Raw genomic sequence first — 16,947 nt, forward strand, 5'->3', positions numbered from 1 at the left:
GAAATTAAAAAAGATGAGTTTTGTAACGCTCACAAGCAAAATTTAGCATTTACAATGCAAGTTATCACGAGGGAATGCTAATATTCTCTATCCACTTGAATGTCTACTTCTGCGTATTTGCACGAGAAACACATCAAGCTTTTCATCCGTTTTATTGTTCAGGTTCAAATATGTCACAGACGATCACGCTTTATGTTGATGGCGCATGTAAAGGTAACCCAGGTCTCGGGGGTTGGGGGGCATACATCATTACTGAACAAGGTGAACATAAACTCTATGGTGGTGAGCCTGAAACCACAAATAATCGTATGGAGCTTCAAGCAGCCATTGAAGGCGTTTCTTTTTGTCCAATGGATGCTCATCTTATTATTTGGACAGACTCTAACTATGTCAAACAAGGCATTACCGAGTGGATTCATGGTTGGAAAAAGAAAAACTGGAAAGACGTAAAAAATCCAGATTTGTGGAAAAAATTAGATGCAGTTTGTGCCAATCGTGATATCGAATGGAATTGGATTAAAGGTCATGCTGGACATGAAGGCAATGAAATGGCAGACCAGTTAGCCAATCAAGGCGCTGAACAAATTGCTCAACAACTCAAATCCCCCACACAGGCTAACGCTGATATAAAAAAGCCTGAAGCTGATTGGCTCTTAAATGATCCTTTTGGCTTAGATCTAGAAGCTGATACAGATGAGATGATCGAGGCGTCAGAACCTGAGGAAATTATAGACAATGGAGAGGAAACTGAAGTATCTACTGAAGTTGTGATGGATACCCCATCCACAAATCAGCACCCGCACATTGTGATTACTGAGGCGAAAGTACATCTGCAAGGCCCTCGTCAGCTTATTCTCGATACGGAAACCACAGGTTTTTATTTTCAAGATGGTGACCGCATTATCGAAGTGGGCGCGATTGAAATGATCAATCGTAAACTCACAGGCAGCTCGATTCACATTTATATCAACCCAGAAAAACCTGTCGGTGATTCTGAAAATGTGCATGGTATTAGTGATGACTTTTTAAAAGACAAACCTAAATATGCAGAGATTGCCGATACATTATTTGCCTTTTTAAAAGGTGCTGAAATTATCGCGCACAATGCCGCATTCGATATGAACTTTTTAAATATGGAGTTTAAACGTGTTGGTTTGCCTTTACTCTCAGAAGTCTGTGAGGTCACCGATACCTTAGCGCTAGCGAAAAACAAACACCCTGGCCAGAAAAACTCCTTGGATGCACTGGTAAGGCGCTATGAGATTCCTGCACGTGACCGTACCTTCCACGGTGCGTTACTCGATGCTGAAATTTTAGCAGATGTCTATCTTGCGATGACTGGTGGGCAAGTCGCATTTGATATGGACACCCTGACCCAAGCAGAACAAGATGAAAAGAAAATAACCCGTCAAAGTGTTCAAGTTGACTTAGTTGTTATCAAGCCGTCAGAACATGAGTTAAATGAACATGAGACATGGGTCAAACAATATGAAGAAAAACATGGAGAAGCTTGCCTTTTCGCCAAATAATTTTTTTGATCGAGGTTGGTTTTTATATTTTAAGTACTCAAAGTTAAGTTATATTAACGATTAGTAGGGTCTGATGATATTTCACAAATGCTTGCACAGCCCCTAAATGATTTAGACCTCCTGAAAAGGAGGTACATGGATATAACAACTCAGGAAAGGTGTAGGTCATATGTCTTACCAAACCTCGATTCATTTCGACCCAACGGCATTATTAATAATAAAAAATGAGATCGATAATTCGATTAAATTGGTAGAAACTGCAGTAAATACGCTTGCCGAAGAACAGGCCCTACCGTTTGGGATTGATGACGCGCTCAATCAATTTGAACAATGTACGCAAGTACTTGCTTTGATTGATATGCCACATTTGTCACAAATTACTCAATATTCTACCGAGCTTATGCGTAAAATCATGGCTCAACCTGAACAAATCAAAATCAGTGATGTCGTTGCGCTTAGTGAAGGAACAACGATGTTGAGACGTTATATTGAGTTTATCTGTCTTCGTGAAGTCAAAGTTCCACAATTTTTACTGGATACACTCAATCGTTTAGAGCTCGCTCTAGGCAAACCGATGACCAAAGAAGGTCAAACCATCCAACCCTTACTTGGATTTATCACACCGAGCTTCAACCTCCCTAAAGCACCAAGCTTAGAACAATCCAAATATATTCATCAGCTTTATAAGCTATGTTTAAATAAACTGATTAAACAAGTCGAAACACCATTAGATTTGCAAGGAATTAAACTGGTTGGCGTTTATCTAGCTGGCTTAGCTTCAAACCTTCCTAGCCAACAGTACTGGCAATTGGTGAATGTTGGCTTAGGTCTCATTGATGAACTCTCGATTACAGAAGCACGTCTGCGTACCCTGATTCAAATTGAAACCAATATCGGTAAATTCTTAGCAGCACCACCTGCTTTTCAAAGTAACATTGTCGATCTCGCAGATATTTTATCGATTTGTATCAGCCAAGAAGATCATATTTCACAGCATATTCGTGAACAACTCAATATTGGTGATGAGCTATTAAGTGATACACAACTTCAAGTTTTAAGTCGTCATTTATACGGCCCTGACTATGAAACCATTCATACCATCAGCCAATTGATGACGGATGAAATGGCTCAAATTCGCAATGAAATTGAGTACAATCACCAAAATATGTCGAATGAAAAAACCCAAGAAATTCAGCAAAAATTAAATCAGCTTTCTAATGTATTCAAGGTGCTGAATTTAAATGAAGCATCAAGAGAACTTACACAACAAGCTGAGAAATTGAGCCAATCCAATACCTTGACTGATGCCACCTCAGTTCAGCAGTTGATGAATAGTATTTTAGCATCCATGAATTCAATTGGAATTTTGGAGCGTAATTACACCTCTAGCCGTCTACAGTTACGCGTCAATAATATGCATATCTCGCTAGATCGGTTGGATGAAGCCCATAAAGCCTTGTTGACAGAGACAAAGTCACTTGTGGAAACATTGACGCAAACTTTAAGCCTTTATGTTCAAGACCCAACTGCGCACAGCTTGGAAGCCTTGCCTAAATACTTAAAAGAGCTTTCTGGTGCTGCCCAATTCTTAGGAAGCTCTGCGCAACAAACGGCGCTCTTAGGTGCAGCACATTTTGCCGAAAATCGTTTGGCACAGAACCTTGTGTTCGATGCGGAACAAATCAACTGTATTCTGAATGTCGTCGCAGGTTTAGATTTACTTGTTGATAACTTAAGAAACAAACAGCCTGTATTGCAATCCATGTTCGATGTGGCATTATCAAATAGTCAGCAATTACAAACTTTAGCAGCCTAATGTCTCAACTATCACTTGCTTATATTTTTCAACATCAAAAACTTTTAGTAGATGAAAACTTCCAACTACCCAAGGTTGAAAAATTAGCAAGTGACTTGCCGATACATCACAATGATCGTGTCATTGCACGCGATCTTCTTGAAGGTGAGTCTATTCCCGAAGGATATCAACTTATTCCTATTCGGGAACTAATCCAAAGCTGGTCTACCACAGACTTTTTGCAAGCAAGTCGTGCCGTTCAGCTACTCGAGTGGCGACGTAATCACAAATTCTGTAGTCATTGTGGGCATCCAACCGATATTCATACCAAAGAATATGCAATGGTTTGCCCTGCTTGTGCATATCACCAGTATCCACGTGTGCAGCCTTGTATCATTACGATTATTACCAAAGGTCATGATGAAGTGTTACTGGCTAAATCAGCGCATAACAAGAGCAATATGTATGGGTTAATTGCTGGATTTGTTGAAGTTGGTGAAACCTTAGAAGAGGCGGTACAGCGAGAAACTTTAGAAGAAGTGGGTTTAAAACTTAAAAATATTCGCTATATGTCGAGCCAACCTTGGCCCTTCCCAAGTAATCTCATGATTGCTTTTCATGCGGAATACGATTCTGGCGAAATCGAATTACAGCTTGAGGAGATCAGTGATGCTCAATTCTTTAAATTTGATCAGTTACCAGAGATTCCGTTCAAAGGCAGTATTGCGCATGCGATGATTATGCAAATGATCGAGAATAAAAAAGCATCCTAGTGATGCTTTTTTATTTTTAAGGCTCTAGGGCTTCTTCCATAAAATGTAAAATCGTCCGCTTCGTTTTAAAATAATGACTCATCAAACTTGCCAACGTCGCCAAAATCGTAACATGCCCCGTCTTCGGGATCACCGCGATATGACTATGATTACCCTTTTCTCTTAAAGCATTATCAAGCTTATAACTATTTTCTTTACCGACTAACTGATCTTGTTCTGCCATTAATAGATAATGTTTAATCTGATTTGGCTCAATAAAATAGCAAGGCATGACTTGTTGATAGGGAATATTTAGATTAAAAGCATGTTCCGATAAAGGATCACCAACATAATCAAAATGATAAGGCCCAGCCAAGCCAATAATCGCTTTGATCTTATCTTTATATTTAAAACTTTGTGCTTGGGCTGAATACACCACTGACATGACATTAAAAGCACCAGCCGAATGCCCCATCAAAATAATATTGTCAGTCGAAATATCCAGCTTGCTTTGATTCTGATTTAAATAATGAATAGCTTGAGCAATATCATCAATAAATGTTGGAAAAATATGTTCAGGTGCAAGATGATAATTAATCACGGCAACATCATAGCCATCTCGTGCAAACGTTTCGCCAATAAACAAATAATCTCGTTTATTGCCATGCTGCCACGAACCACCATGTACAAATACAATCAAAGGTCGCTGTTTTTTAGGATTTTTGGTGCGATATAAATCTAGACGCTGTCTTGCCTTTAACCCGTACGCGAGATGCTCTTCTTTTTCAAAAGTATCTTTAGGCGTTAAATAGTTAATTGAATAACTTGCAAAATCATACAGGCGAAATTCTTGATAAAAGTTTTTCGCCCGTATCACGTTTTGTTGCACTTGTTGAATAATTTGTTTCATAAATTAAGGATTAACTGGCGTAATAGTCACAGATTCCTGATCAGGATCAATCGCAACTGGTGTTTCAACTAAAGACTGTGTTGATGCTGAACCCATCATCGGCGTTACAGCTCCTGAAGATTGATCGATATTATCAACCAAGGTAACTATTCTACTTACATTCCCGACTTTTTGTAAAACATCATCTAAATCTCGGATTTCAGCAGTATTTAAACGTCCCATCACATACAGCACACCATTTTCAGTATGTACAAGAACTTTACTGTCAGAAACAACAGGTGCTCTCATCAGTAAACCACGTGTATTTGCAGTCACCGTTGAATCTTGCATAATGGTGCTATAAGCAACTTTGTCACCGACAGTAATGTAGTTATGCACTGCTTTGACATCAGTCATTGCACGAACATTGTCTTCAGCCAATTGTTTCAAATAAGGATCAGGCACTTGGCCTGTCAATAGAACATTGCTATGGAAGCTTTCGATATTAATCCGAGACTGTCTAAAGCGATTATCGAGTTTATATAAATTGACATTTGCAGTACGTTTGATTGAAGAATCAATAAAAACCTGCCCTAGACTACGCTCACCGCTACTTGTCCCAACAGGTGCCGTTCCCGTTCCACCAGAAATAAAACTTGCACATCCCGATAAACTTGCAGCACAAAGCAGCGTAATCGATAAACGTTTTAACACTTGGCCAGACTCCCTATTCACACATTTTCTCAATCTTCCACATTTATCTTCAGACCGTTATTGCCACAATTAATCTAAAATAAATGCATGTTCAATCCATTGCTGATCATACTGCAATTTTGAAAAATCTGGTTGTACTGTTTTTGCAATTTTCTGTGGAAAATCAAAACAAATCACATCAAAACGACAATCAAAGTCTCCATAACTCGGATATCTTTGTAAAAAGAACTGAGCAGTTTTAATAATCTTACGTCGCTGTGCGTTTGAAATCACTTCGAAAGCCTGTGCATAACCCCCTGCCGACCTCGCTTTTACTTCAACAAAAACAAGCTCTTTTCCACGTTTTACAATTAAGTCAATTTCGCCAAACCGTGAATGATAGTTTTGATTTACACATTGATAACCATGTGAACGGAGCAATGACATGGCGGTTTGTTCTGCCCATTGCCCCAATAAATTTGACTGTTGTTTCATCATTCAGTGATCTTATTTTAAAATATGAATCCCATTTTTTTGTTGTTCATAACAAAATGGCTGTCTGTTAATCACCCCAGCTTTCACATCGATTGCACCCGTCCGACCCTCAAATGAAAACTGCGGATCTATCGGACTCGATAAAAACTGTTGACTGATCGTCCATGCATCTCCACCAAAGGCAAGTAGTCTTTGAAATGCCATATTTTCAGGTTGTTCTTTATAGGCTTCAATTAAATCTGCCCATTGCCCATTGTATAAAGCTGGAGTATCGCAAAAACGCAATCCGTTTGGTATATGCTTGCCCTGCTCGATGCTGAGTGGTGTCGCATAAATATTTTGTTTGGGTAATGAACCTAATTGCTCCATCCATTGATGATCACCAAGTAGTAGCAGGCCTGTTTTTTTTGCTAATTTTTTCGGCAGCTCATTGATAACTTCGATCTCAGATCTAGATTCAGACATCAGCGCCATCATAAGCAATTCAGTAGCAGATTCTGTTCCCGCTTGGCGTAAGATCAATAGTTTCTTGATCTGGTCTTTTTCAAGTAATTTGTTTAAAGCCACTGCATCATGTTGTTTGGCTAAGCTAAATTGCCAAACATTGTTTGCTTGCGTATTGACATCATTTAAGCTTAAAACTGGAATTTTCGGCTTCAATTTTATCACCGTTTCAATTTCAGATCGTGCCAATGGCCCAACCACCAACCGCGTCTTCTTATTCACCCTTGCCTTAAAAATCTGTTCGATGCTACTTTTTGCTGAATCAACAAAAATAATTTTTTCTTTACTGCCTGATGCTGTATAAGCACTCAAGTAACCTCGTTTGATGCTGTCACCAGCTCGCGCCATTGCACCAGATTCAGGTAGAATCACCAACACGTCCGCATAAGCGGGGCTAATCAATGCTGCCAAACTGAGTAGCAGCCAATATTTTTTTAAATACATTATGGAGTTACCTTTTATGAGTGCTCAATTATTTGTTGTAGCAACCCCGATTGGGCACTTGGATGATATGACTTTCCGTGCAATCGATATTTTAAAATCAGTCTCGGTGGTTGCAGCAGAAGATACTCGTCAATCTGCTCAGTTATTCAAGCACTATAATATCGCAACTCCGCTTACGGCGTGTCATGATCACAACGAAAGTAACAAAATTGATCAACTTCTCCAAAAAATGTTAAAAGGCGAATCAGTTGCTTTAATTAGTGATGCTGGTACGCCCCTTATTAGTGATCCCGGTTTTAAATTGGTTCGCGCTGCCCAAGCACATGGTATTCGCGTGATTCCTGTACCTGGTGCATGTGCGGCTATTGCTGCTTTAAGTGCAGTTGGTTTACCAAGTGATCGTTTTAGTTTTGAAGGATTTTTACCGTCAAAGGCATCGCAACGCATCAGCCAACTCGAAAAACTTAAAAATGAAACGCAAACCTTGATTTTTTATGAAGCGCCGCATCGGATTTTAGAAAGTATTAAAAATATGGCTCAGGTCTTTGGTGAAGATCGACCCGTTGGCTTTGCGCGTGAAATCACTAAAACCTTTGAAACCATCAAAAAAATGACTCTCAAAGAATTGGTCAGTTTTATTGAAAATGATCACAACCAACAAAAAGGTGAAATTGTCGTTGTTGTTGGTGGAGCATTAGAAGTTAAAGACATGGAACAAGAAAAATTAGACGAGTTGCTCAAGCGTTTATTGCAAGATCTCTCGGTTAAAGCCGCATCACAATTGGCTGCGGATTTGACAGGGATCAAAAAGAAAATCGCTTATCAACGTGCTTTGGAGTTGACCCAAGCGTAGTCGTCTTGATTTGAGCAAGGTAATGAACACTGCACAGCATTACCTTGCATCTCTCTTAAACAACATAGATTTCTTAGAAAATCCCAAATAACTATATCAATATTTTTTTAGCTGCCTGCACAATCGTTTCGGTCAACAGATCAAGTTGTTTAGACTGCCGTTTCCAGTGATGCCAATATAAAGGAATGTCGAGTTGAGCTTCTGGCATGATCTCTACAAATGCACCACTGCTTAATAAAGATTGAACCTGAATTTCAGGTGCCATTCCAAAACCTAAACCGATTTGAATTGCTTTCACAAATGCATCTGTTGATGGAATAAAATGATAAGGATAACTTTGCATTGGCAATCCGAAACACTTCAATAACATCTCTGAGTGCATCAGATCTTTATGGTTAAAAATCACTGCGGGCGCTTTTCTTAGACTTTCCCTATTCACCCCCTGTCTAAACCAATACGCAGCAAAATCTGCAGAAGCCAACATTTTATAACGCATTTTGCCTAACGGCTGAGCCAAGCAACCTGACATGACCTGCTCTTCCGCCGAAATACAGGCATTGACCTGTCCCGTTTCTAGTAACGTGTGCGTATGCGACTGGTCGTCAATTTTCAATTCCAACACGATTTTTTCTTTAAACAACGTGGGCTGAATACTCGGCAAAAGCCAAGTTGCTAATGAGTCTGCATTTGAAGCCAACGCAATCTTATAAAATTCGGAGTCAGATGTTTTCCCCATCAAACCTTGTAAAAGATTTTGTTCCATGAGCCGCGTATGACGTAAATGCTGCAACAAGGTTTGTCCAGCTTTAGTGAGTACACTCGGTCGGCCACGGATAATTAAAATCTGACCTAAATATTTCTCTAAGGCCTGCACACGTAGCGAGACGGCTGAAGGCGTAATATATAATTGCTCGCCAGCAGCATCAAAACTTCCTACTTCTGCGACTGCAAGAAAGGCTTCACATTGCTTACTATCTAACATAGCCAAACCTAAATTATTTTTAGTTAAACCTAAATATTCTTAATTTTACTTATTTTGTATTTAAAAGTCAGATAATTCTCACATCTGATTTTTTCGTTTTATTGATATGCTCTCTCTTAGCGTTTTTTTTAAAGGTTTTGGTATTGGCAGCGGTCTCATTGTTGCGATCGGCGCTCAAAATGCTTTTGTTCTAAAACAAGGACTCAAGCAACAATATGTCTTTTGGTTGTGTTTCCTGTGTGCACTCTCTGACTCGATCTTAATTGCACTTGGTGTGTTGGGTTTCGCTGAATTGATGACGGCATCACCGCTTTTAGTTACGATCGCCAAATATTTAGGTGCAACATTTTTATTGGTTTATGGTGCTAAAGCATTTTATGCTGCATTTAAAACGACTCAGACGATGCAACTTGAGAGCAACCATAAACAGACTTTGACTCAGGTCCTCTTAACAGGTCTTGCCTTTACTTGGCTAAATCCACATGTCTATCTAGATACCATCGTACTGATTGGATCAGTTGCAACTCAATTTGAAGATAAGATCAGTTTTGCACTCGGCAGTATTGTTGCGTCATGGATTTTCTTTTTTAGTTTGGGTTATGGCTCAAGACTCTTGAAACCGCTGTTTAGTAATCCGAAAGCATGGAAAGTTTTAGATTTTATGATCGGCTGTATGATGTGGAGTATCGCAGTATCACTCCTGCTCTAATTCATTTCGAAGCAAAAAAGTATCATGGCGGTATGATACTTTTTTGCTGACTAAATTGATTTATACATTATGACCTAACACAGCTTTGGACTGCTTTCTTTCTCGCAGTGACTGTTTAATCACTGAGTAACCTGAAGAGACACCTAGATAAGCAATAATAAATGCTACGATTAAGTCTGGAAACATTGTTCCTGTTCCAAATACCCCGACTGCAGCGATAATAATCGCCAAATTCGCAATCGCATCATTGCGGCTACAAAGCCAAACTGAACGCATATTGGCATCCCCATCGCGGAATGCATACAACATCAATGCTACTGCTACGTTCACCACGAGCGCCAGCACACCAATGAGTCCCATTAACATCGGTTCAGGGATCACGCCAAGCCACCATGACCAAAGTACTTTTACGATCACAAAAATACCAAACGCCGCCATCGTCAATCCTTTGAGTAATGCCGCAGTTGCTCTCCAATACAAGCTCATAGAGAGCACTGCCAAAGAGATTGCGTAGTTTGCAGCGTCACCAGCGAAATCCAGCGCATCTGCCCATAAAGCAACTGAACGTGCATGAGAACCACCAATAATTTCCACAAAAAACATCCCAGCATTCAGAAACAAAGCAATCCACAATGCTTTTCTAAACCTTGGACTAATGATTTGAGTTGAAGGTGTTGTATTACATCCACATCCTGCCATGACTTTTCTCACACTATGTTTTATAGTGATTTAAAACCCTAGAGTAACTCCAGAGTCAAGCATGGCAAATTTTACAATTGGACAATTGGCAAAAAAGTCAGGGGTATCAGTCGATACACTTCGTTATTATGAAAAAATTGGGCTTTTAAAAAAAGTACAACGTACCTCGGGAAATTATCGTTATTATTCTGAACAGATACTTTCGGATTTGTTTTTCATTAAACATTGCCGAGAGCTAGGAATCTCCATACAGGATATTCAAAAGTTAAAAGATTTAGCAAAAAGTCCAAATCAAACCTGTGAGGAAGTCGATCATCTGATTGATCAATACCTTGCAGAGGTTTCCCAAAAAATTAAGAACCTAGAACATCTCAAGCAAGATTTAACCCATCTCAAACAGCAATGTTCACAGCATCGTACCATTGAACAATGTGGGATTTTAAAAGAACTAAATCATCCGCTTGAGTGTGAACATGAATCGCATCAACACAAGAAAGCATAATATCCATTGAAATCCCTCCCAACCTCCCTTTCTGAAAGGGAGGAGTCCCACTGTAATTGGGATTGGGCACTGTGTTAACCACAGCACAAGGGAGATAAAAACTTAATCTTCGTGTTCGCCTGGTGGGACTTCAACAATTCGCCCACCACGTGCCAAAAATGCAGCAACTTCATCTTCTAATGCTTGACGTTGTTTTTGCTTGGCAGTCACGGTTAGGCTTTCTGCTTCTGCAAGATCAATATCATTGGCAGCAGAAGATTCTTCATTATCTGCACCATCTTCGGCAGCTTTTGCCTCATCATCGTCAACAGCAGAATCTTCTGTGTTTTCGTCGTAATCATTCATTTCCGTCATATTACTCTCCCCACAATGACTGATCTTTCATCATCGTTATTTGGTCATCAGAACTTGGTGAAATTTAACAAGCTCTCATCATTTCGCAAAGCACAATATTTGTTAAATCGTGTTTTTTTCGACCAAATTCACTCTGATTTATAAATGATTGTTTAAAAAATATCTACTATTTTTTAGCAAGCGTATCTTGTTGCTTGTAAGGTCTTTAAACCATTCGCTTGCTGCATAAAACGATCTTTGAACCAATCGAATTGCTCAACCTGTTTTAAACCGAAATTTCTCGCCCACACCAACGGAAATAACTCAGAACTTTCCAACCAACCAATCGCAGACATGCTGTGCATCATGGCGTCATTCTGCCCTTTACGTTGGTGCTCGTAACGCAACAAAGTCTGCTCATTCGCCCACACACCACGTTTTAAATCATGTAGTAATACATCACAAAGCACCGCTGCATCTAAGCAACCAATATTGACACCTTGCCCAGCTAAAGGATGAATCACATGTGCTGCATCCCCAATCAATGCCAAGCCTGATTTAATGTAACGCTGTGCAGCACGAGCTTTGAGTGGAAACTGTGCGCGTGAACGTACTTCAACCACCTCTCCCAGCATTTGCAAACTTTCTCGGGTCAGCAATTGCATAAACGCTTGATCAGAGAATGCTGAATATTCATCGGCATAATCATCAGGCAAGGTCCAGACAATCGACTGCCAATAGCCATTTTCTTGGGCATCAAGACTTGCCATTGGTAAATAAGCCAGTGGCCCAGTCGGCAAGAAAATTTGACGTGCGACATATTTATTTGGTTGTGTGGTTTTAATCGCACAACTGATTGCAGCTTGTTGATAATCCAGTACATCTAAATCGATATAAGCCTGTTCACGCACAAATGAGTTCGCACCATCAGCACCAATCAATAATTTGGTTTTAAGCGTTGTGCCATCAGCTAATTCAATCGACCAACCTTGCGGAATTTGCTCAATCCGAATCACTTTGACTTGGGTACGGTAGTCTTTGAGTTGCTGTAGCATTTTTTGTTGAATAGCAACATTTAAAACACTTGGCTCTACCATTGAGCCTAACGCTTGATCAGGCTGTGGTGGTTGCTCAGATGCATGTCCGAAATTGATCTCACCATAGCCATTTTTATTCCAGACTTGCATGCCTGAATATGGCATTTGACGCGCCAAGTCATCCCACACATTGACCATTTTTAGTAAATGAATGGTGGCTTGACTGAGTGCCAGTACCCGTGGATTCATCACCGCAAGTGTTTTTTCTTGATCCAGTACAGGGGCAGCATCCAATACTGTGGCTTGCACGCCTCCCTGTGCCAATAGCAAGGCGGTTAAGCCACCAACCAAGCCACCTCCAACAATGACCACATCTAACATTTCACTCATGCTTTTAGTCCCATGGCATAATTGGCAACCAACGGCTTAATTCCCGGAATCACGTCAAAGGCAACCAATCCTGTATTACGTATTAATTTTAAAATTGGATTTTGATTGCTAAAACCACGCACCACGGAATCACAGAACTTAATCACACGTTGCTGGTCTTTTAAACGCGCTTGCTCATAAGCGAGTAAATTATCTGGATGACCAATATCATCAGACTTCGCCAATTGTTCCATTAAGAAGCGAACCAAGACATCTGCATCACGTAAACAAAGGTTAAAACCTTGTCCTGCAACAGGGTGAATCGTATGTGCAGCATTGCCCATGAGAACCACACGCCCAACGACCTGCTTATGCGCTAAGACTTGTGACAATGGATAGCAGAAACGTTTACCTGTTTTTTCAAATTTTCCAGCACGATCACCATAGGTTTGTTGCAAGGTATCAAGGAAATATTGATCATTTTCCTCACCTAAGAATGGCTGTTCTGTGCCTTTTTTTACAGGAAATACCACAGAACGGCGGTATTCACCCGGTAAAGGCAAGAGTGCCAATGGGCCTAATGCACTGAAACGCTCAAAACCGACATGTTGATGGGGCTTGGAGGTCTGGACGGTGGTGACGATTGCCACTTGATCATAATCATGTTCATCTACACCCACGCCTATTGCTTGACGACAAAATGAATCACGACCATCCGCAGCAATCACTAATTTTGATTTCAATGCATGGATGTATTCTCCATTACGCATCGCTTCGATCTGCACCTCATCCGCATCTTGCGTCAATGAAGTCACTTGCACACCATCAATCAATTCAATCAATGGATGTTGGAGAACTTGGGTCAGCAACACCCGACCAAGCCAAGCGTTCTCAATCACTTGTCCAAAGCTTTCTACTTTTTCTTGTTCTGCAACTAAGCGCGCCTTACCAAAGCTGCCCTGTTCAGTAATATGGACTTGAAGAATTGGCGTTGCATGTTGTTGCAAGGCATCCCACAAACCTAGTTTTTGGTAAATCTGCACGCTACGGCGTGACAATGCAGTATTTCTTGCATCAAAACTAGAATGATAAGGCGCAAGGTTTTCATCGTCATAATTTGGATATTTCACAGCTTCTAATAGCTTTACCTCGATATTAGATTTTGCCAACATTAAGGCTAGGCTGAGTCCAACCATACCCCCACCGACAATGATGACTTGTTGCTGCATAATATTATTCCTTATCAGTTTTTCATGATTTGACGTTTCGGGACTATCTTACTCTAACTCAACTCAGGAAGGGAATTTGTACTTTGTTTGGTCTGTGTTTTTAAAATATCGTCAAAAGTTATTTTGAGCATCAAACTAAATAATTTGAGTTCGACAATAATATGATACTCGGAAATGTCATCCGCAACTGTTTGAGACAGGACTCCATTAATAAGGTATTGTTTCTGCGACTCATTAAATTAGCTGACGGCAATCAACGAGTTTTGCGGTGAGCAGCGATGTAGCTGCGCAAGATGGTTGCCCTTGCGGAGCTTCGCTCCTCATGCCGAAACAAAAGTAGGTCCAGCTGAAGGCTTATCCTAAAATTGGATAATTTCTCAAGAAGATTCCACAAAGATATTTTTTTCAATAAGTTAGAAAAATTTTAAGTTAAACCTAGGGTAAATAAAAAGGCCTATCAATCGATAAGCCTTTTTCTCAACCTCTACTTAATGACTTGCCATCAAACTTTCAATCTCTTCAACGGTTTTCACCACGTTTTTAGTGAGAACGAGTGGACCATTTTCAGTCACGACAACATCGTCTTCAATACGAATACCGATACCGCGCCACTTGGCATCTACAGTTTCATCATCGGGTGCAACATATAAGCCCGGCTCAACGGTAACCACCATACCTGCTTCATAAGCACGCCAGTCTTCACCAATTTTGTAGGCACCGACATCATGCACATCCATACCAAGCCAATGCCCTGTCCCATGCATGAAGAATTGACGGAATGCTTCGCTTTCTACTAGCTCATCCACATCGCCTTGAAGCAAACCAAGATCAACCAAACCTTGGGTTAATATCTTCACCGCCACTTCATGCGGATATTTATAATTATTGCCAATACGAGTAGCATCGATTGCAGCAAGCTGAGCATCTAAAACAATATTGTATAAAGCTTTTTGTTCAGGACTAAATTTACCATTTACAGGGAATGTACGGGTAATGTCTGAGGCATAGCATTCATACTCACAAGCCGCATCGATTAAAACCAGATCACCATCTTTCAACGGTTGATTATTTTCAACATAATGCAAAATACAGGCATTTTCACCGCCACCCACAATGCTATTGTAGGCAGGTACACAACCATTTTTTCCAAAAATATAATTGAGTTCTGCTTCTAAGGCATACTCCATCATATTTGGCTTCACAGTTTGCATGGCACGGGTATGCGCTTCTGCGCTGATGTTCGATGCAATCTGCATCAACTCAATTTCCAACGCTGATTTTTTCAGACGCATTTCATCGATAATACGATCAAGTTGGATCATTTCAGCAGGTGCAGTGCCACCACGACGCTGTTGTGCATCCACTTTCTGAATCCATTGGCTTACTTTCGCATCAAATTCAGCATTTTGCCCCATACGATAGTAAAGACGTTGTTTATTTAACAGCTTCTCGATAATTTCTTCATCTAATAAATCAATTGCATAAGCTTCATCTGCATCATAGATTTCAACTGCACCATCGACTCCAGCACGATAGCCATTCCAGATTTCCATTTCACGGTTACGTTCACGACAAAACAGGCTATAGCTATACTCTTCACCTTCTTCAAAGGTTTCGATAATGGCAACTGCTTCTGGCTCTGCAAATCCAGTGAGATAATAAAAACTACTGTCTGCACGATATTTATAATCAGCATCACGATTACGATACATTTCTGCTCGAGTCGCAATTACGGCAATGCTATTACTGCCCATTTTCTCAGCGAGAAGATCGCGGCGTTGTTTAAAATCTGCTTGATTGAGTTTCATATCGCCCTACTGATGAAGATGAAGGATTGTAAGTATCTTTAATGATAAAGTTTCAAGGCAGCGCCCGAGTTAACTCGGACGATGTGGGGTAAACATTTCAACGACTGTTTGCGGATCAACTGCGGTATCTTGGTTTCTGCTTTTCGCATGAAAGTTTTGTAACAAAGAACTTTCAGCCACAGGCGTTTTTGTACGACCAATAGATAAACTGACAGGAATTAGACGTACGAATTCATACAGTTCCAGATAACTTTCTTCACCTTCTTCATCATTATCTGAATCTTCAAACTCAACGGCTGCAACTTCTTGTAAATGTTCAATCAGTTCTTGTTCATCGCCACGAATACGACCGCAAGCTAAACCAAAACCCAAAACCACCCCTGCACACCAATCTGCTAATGCAGTGACACGCTCTTCGAGCACATGGGTATCATCTGGCAACATTGGTAAATAATCCAGTTCATCATCAGATAAAGCATGCGATACGTCATCAGCCTCATCAGTCAAACTTTGTAATGCTTCTGCTGTCAATGCAGGTACATTTAAGGTGTTTAAGATTTGTGACCATTCATCAGTTGTCGGCGCTTGTGTCACACAAACTATACCTGTTAGCAACCCATGTAACTCACTTGGGCTTGAAATTTCTTCAATTCCCTTAAAATGAGCATTCCATTCGTTCCAACCTGAAATATCGTCTTGCATTCGTTTATCCAATCTCTATACTGCTGTATATATTACCTTTGATTGCAACTCTGTGCGACCTTCGTTATGTTAGAACAATTACAGCGTCTACAAGCGCATATTGGCGTTTTAAAAACACGCCTACGCCATATAGAGCGAGAAAACACATCGCTTACTGAAGCTAAACAATTAGCTGCAACTGAACATCATGCACAAATTGTGCAGAAGAATAGCATCATCACGCAAAAACAGGATGAAGTTGATAACTTAACTGAACAACTGACTCAGTTACAAGATCAATTTAAACAACTGAATAATGATGCAACAACTTTGGCTGAACGCTATAGCCGTTTAGAGAAAAGTACCACTGACCTAAAGAATCGTTTCCAAGAAATCTTGGCTGAACGTAATGATTTGCGTGTAATGAAAGAAAAGTTACAGGCACAACAACGCAATAATCAGCAAGAAATCCAAGATCTACAACAAGATCGTGACCGCTTATTACAAAAAAATGAATTAGCGAAGGCTAAAGTTGAAGCGATTATTCAACGTCTCGCAATCTTAGGTACAGCACAAGATCAACATGCACAAGAAATTCAGCAGCTTGCCCACCCGATTGCTGAAACTCACGAGGAATCTTAATC

Annotated in this window: 18 protein-coding genes; 7 read left to right on the top strand and 11 right to left on the bottom strand. The window is 40.2% G+C overall.

The window, feature by feature from the left end:
- Positions 1-170 precede the first annotated feature (170 nt).
- The 3 genes from dnaQ (at position 171) to nudC (ending at position 4,097) form a co-directional block, all read left to right on the top strand.
- Positions 171-1,529: a DNA polymerase III subunit epsilon gene (dnaQ, locus tag F903_RS13175; RefSeq protein WP_005197676.1), complete on the top strand. Its 1,359-nt coding sequence runs from the start codon at positions 171-173 to the stop codon at positions 1,527-1,529.
- Between the two features lie 169 nt (positions 1,530-1,698).
- Positions 1,699-3,345 (top strand): hypothetical protein, encoded by a 1,647-nt coding sequence (locus tag F903_RS13180; RefSeq protein WP_005197677.1) that lies wholly within the window; start codon positions 1,699-1,701, stop codon positions 3,343-3,345.
- Complete coding sequence (gene nudC, locus F903_RS13185) at positions 3,345-4,097, top strand: NAD(+) diphosphatase (RefSeq protein WP_005197678.1); 753 nt, start codon at positions 3,345-3,347, stop codon at positions 4,095-4,097. Before F903_RS13180 ends, nudC begins: the two co-directional genes overlap by 1 nt.
- A gap of 16 nt (positions 4,098-4,113) precedes the next feature.
- Here nudC and F903_RS13190 read toward each other — a convergent pair whose 3' ends face one another.
- From F903_RS13190 to F903_RS13205, 4 genes are all read right to left on the bottom strand, one after another.
- Positions 4,114-4,986, bottom strand: coding sequence for an alpha/beta hydrolase (locus F903_RS13190; protein ID WP_005197680.1), 873 nt, complete (start codon positions 4,984-4,986; stop codon positions 4,114-4,116).
- 3 nt (positions 4,987-4,989) lie between these two features.
- A complete protein-coding gene (locus F903_RS13195; RefSeq protein WP_005197682.1) occupies positions 4,990-5,679 on the bottom strand; it encodes a BON domain-containing protein in 690 nt (229 codons plus the stop codon).
- Positions 5,680-5,748: 69 nt separating this feature from the next.
- Positions 5,749-6,153, bottom strand: coding sequence for a YraN family protein (locus F903_RS13200; protein WP_005197683.1), 405 nt, complete (start codon positions 6,151-6,153; stop codon positions 5,749-5,751).
- Between the two features lie 12 nt (positions 6,154-6,165).
- Positions 6,166-7,101, bottom strand: a complete 936-nt coding sequence (locus F903_RS13205) for a penicillin-binding protein activator (protein ID WP_005197686.1) — start codon at positions 7,099-7,101, stop codon at positions 6,166-6,168.
- 16 nt (positions 7,102-7,117) lie between these two features.
- Here F903_RS13205 and rsmI point away from each other — a divergent pair, with 16 nt between their 5' ends.
- Positions 7,118-7,954, top strand: a complete 837-nt coding sequence (rsmI, locus tag F903_RS13210) for a 16S rRNA (cytidine(1402)-2'-O)-methyltransferase (protein WP_005197689.1) — start codon at positions 7,118-7,120, stop codon at positions 7,952-7,954.
- A 91-nt stretch (positions 7,955-8,045) separates the two neighbouring features.
- Here rsmI and F903_RS13215 read toward each other — a convergent pair whose 3' ends face one another.
- Entirely contained in the window at positions 8,046-8,936 is an 891-nt protein-coding gene (locus tag F903_RS13215) for a LysR family transcriptional regulator ArgP (protein WP_005197690.1), read from the bottom strand.
- Positions 8,937-9,042: 106 nt separating this feature from the next.
- Between F903_RS13215 and F903_RS13220 the strand changes: the two genes are divergently transcribed.
- Complete coding sequence (locus F903_RS13220; protein ID WP_004670495.1) at positions 9,043-9,645, top strand: LysE/ArgO family amino acid transporter; 603 nt, start codon at positions 9,043-9,045, stop codon at positions 9,643-9,645.
- Between the two features lie 60 nt (positions 9,646-9,705).
- Here the strand turns inward: F903_RS13220 and F903_RS13225 are convergent, their stop codons facing one another.
- A complete protein-coding gene (locus tag F903_RS13225) occupies positions 9,706-10,344 on the bottom strand; it encodes a cation efflux transmembrane domain-containing protein (protein ID WP_004670494.1) in 639 nt (212 codons plus the stop codon).
- Positions 10,345-10,405: 61 nt separating this feature from the next.
- Here F903_RS13225 and F903_RS13230 point away from each other — a divergent pair, with 61 nt between their 5' ends.
- Entirely contained in the window at positions 10,406-10,846 is a 441-nt protein-coding gene (locus tag F903_RS13230) for a MerR family transcriptional regulator (RefSeq protein ID WP_005197693.1), read from the top strand.
- Positions 10,847-10,948: 102 nt separating this feature from the next.
- Here the strand turns inward: F903_RS13230 and F903_RS13235 are convergent, their stop codons facing one another.
- The 5 genes from F903_RS13235 to F903_RS13255 all read right to left on the bottom strand — a co-directional run bounded on the left by F903_RS13235 (position 10,949) and on the right by F903_RS13255 (position 16,324).
- On the bottom strand, positions 10,949-11,200 hold the full coding sequence (locus tag F903_RS13235; RefSeq protein WP_005197695.1) for a hypothetical protein: 252 nt from the start codon (positions 11,198-11,200) through the stop codon (positions 10,949-10,951).
- Between the two features lie 173 nt (positions 11,201-11,373).
- Positions 11,374-12,606, bottom strand: coding sequence for an FAD-dependent monooxygenase (locus F903_RS13240; protein WP_005197697.1), 1,233 nt, complete (start codon positions 12,604-12,606; stop codon positions 11,374-11,376).
- A complete protein-coding gene (ubiH, locus tag F903_RS13245) occupies positions 12,603-13,814 on the bottom strand; it encodes a 2-octaprenyl-6-methoxyphenyl hydroxylase (protein WP_005197699.1) in 1,212 nt (403 codons plus the stop codon). Before ubiH ends, F903_RS13240 begins: the two co-directional genes overlap by 4 nt.
- Before the next feature lie 488 nt (positions 13,815-14,302).
- Entirely contained in the window at positions 14,303-15,622 is a 1,320-nt protein-coding gene (pepP, locus tag F903_RS13250; protein WP_005197701.1) for a Xaa-Pro aminopeptidase, read from the bottom strand.
- Positions 15,623-15,691: 69 nt separating this feature from the next.
- Positions 15,692-16,324 (bottom strand): UPF0149 family protein, encoded by a 633-nt coding sequence (locus F903_RS13255; RefSeq protein ID WP_005197703.1) that lies wholly within the window; start codon positions 16,322-16,324, stop codon positions 15,692-15,694.
- Positions 16,325-16,390: 66 nt separating this feature from the next.
- Here F903_RS13255 and F903_RS13260 point away from each other — a divergent pair, with 66 nt between their 5' ends.
- Positions 16,391-16,945: a hypothetical protein gene (locus F903_RS13260; RefSeq protein ID WP_004670487.1), complete on the top strand. Its 555-nt coding sequence runs from the start codon at positions 16,391-16,393 to the stop codon at positions 16,943-16,945.
- The last annotated feature ends 2 nt before the right edge of the window (positions 16,946-16,947 follow it).

Source organism: Acinetobacter sp. NIPH 298, assembly GCF_000369505.1.
Lineage (GTDB): Bacteria > Pseudomonadota > Gammaproteobacteria > Pseudomonadales > Moraxellaceae > Acinetobacter.

What these genes read in the sequence shown, in the direction of transcription:
- F903_RS13220 (WP_004670495.1), top strand. Translation starts at nt 9,043, where the DNA reads ATGCTCTCTCTTAGCGTTTTTTTTAAAGGTTTTGGTATTGGCAGCGGT.
- F903_RS13180 (WP_005197677.1), top strand. Translation starts at nt 1,699, where the DNA reads ATGTCTTACCAAACCTCGATTCATTTCGACCCAACGGCATTATTAATA.
- F903_RS13200 (WP_005197683.1), bottom strand. Translation starts at nt 6,153, where the DNA reads ATGAAACAACAGTCAAATTTATTGGGGCAATGGGCAGAACAAACCGCC.
- pepP (WP_005197701.1), bottom strand. Translation starts at nt 15,622, where the DNA reads ATGAAACTCAATCAAGCAGATTTTAAACAACGCCGCGATCTTCTCGCT.
- F903_RS13255 (WP_005197703.1), bottom strand. Translation starts at nt 16,324, where the DNA reads ATGCAAGACGATATTTCAGGTTGGAACGAATGGAATGCTCATTTTAAG.
- F903_RS13240 (WP_005197697.1), bottom strand. Translation starts at nt 12,606, where the DNA reads ATGAGTGAAATGTTAGATGTGGTCATTGTTGGAGGTGGCTTGGTTGGT.
- F903_RS13235 (WP_005197695.1), bottom strand. Translation starts at nt 11,200, where the DNA reads ATGACGGAAATGAATGATTACGACGAAAACACAGAAGATTCTGCTGTT.
- F903_RS13215 (WP_005197690.1), bottom strand. Translation starts at nt 8,936, where the DNA reads ATGTTAGATAGTAAGCAATGTGAAGCCTTTCTTGCAGTCGCAGAAGTA.
- dnaQ (WP_005197676.1), top strand. Translation starts at nt 171, where the DNA reads ATGTCACAGACGATCACGCTTTATGTTGATGGCGCATGTAAAGGTAAC.
- F903_RS13190 (WP_005197680.1), bottom strand. Translation starts at nt 4,986, where the DNA reads ATGAAACAAATTATTCAACAAGTGCAACAAAACGTGATACGGGCGAAA.
- F903_RS13225 (WP_004670494.1), bottom strand. Translation starts at nt 10,344, where the DNA reads ATGGCAGGATGTGGATGTAATACAACACCTTCAACTCAAATCATTAGT.
- F903_RS13260 (WP_004670487.1), top strand. Translation starts at nt 16,391, where the DNA reads ATGTTAGAACAATTACAGCGTCTACAAGCGCATATTGGCGTTTTAAAA.
- F903_RS13205 (WP_005197686.1), bottom strand. Translation starts at nt 7,101, where the DNA reads ATGTATTTAAAAAAATATTGGCTGCTACTCAGTTTGGCAGCATTGATT.
- rsmI (WP_005197689.1), top strand. Translation starts at nt 7,118, where the DNA reads ATGAGTGCTCAATTATTTGTTGTAGCAACCCCGATTGGGCACTTGGAT.
- F903_RS13230 (WP_005197693.1), top strand. Translation starts at nt 10,406, where the DNA reads ATGGCAAATTTTACAATTGGACAATTGGCAAAAAAGTCAGGGGTATCA.
- ubiH (WP_005197699.1), bottom strand. Translation starts at nt 13,814, where the DNA reads ATGCAGCAACAAGTCATCATTGTCGGTGGGGGTATGGTTGGACTCAGC.
- nudC (WP_005197678.1), top strand. Translation starts at nt 3,345, where the DNA reads ATGTCTCAACTATCACTTGCTTATATTTTTCAACATCAAAAACTTTTA.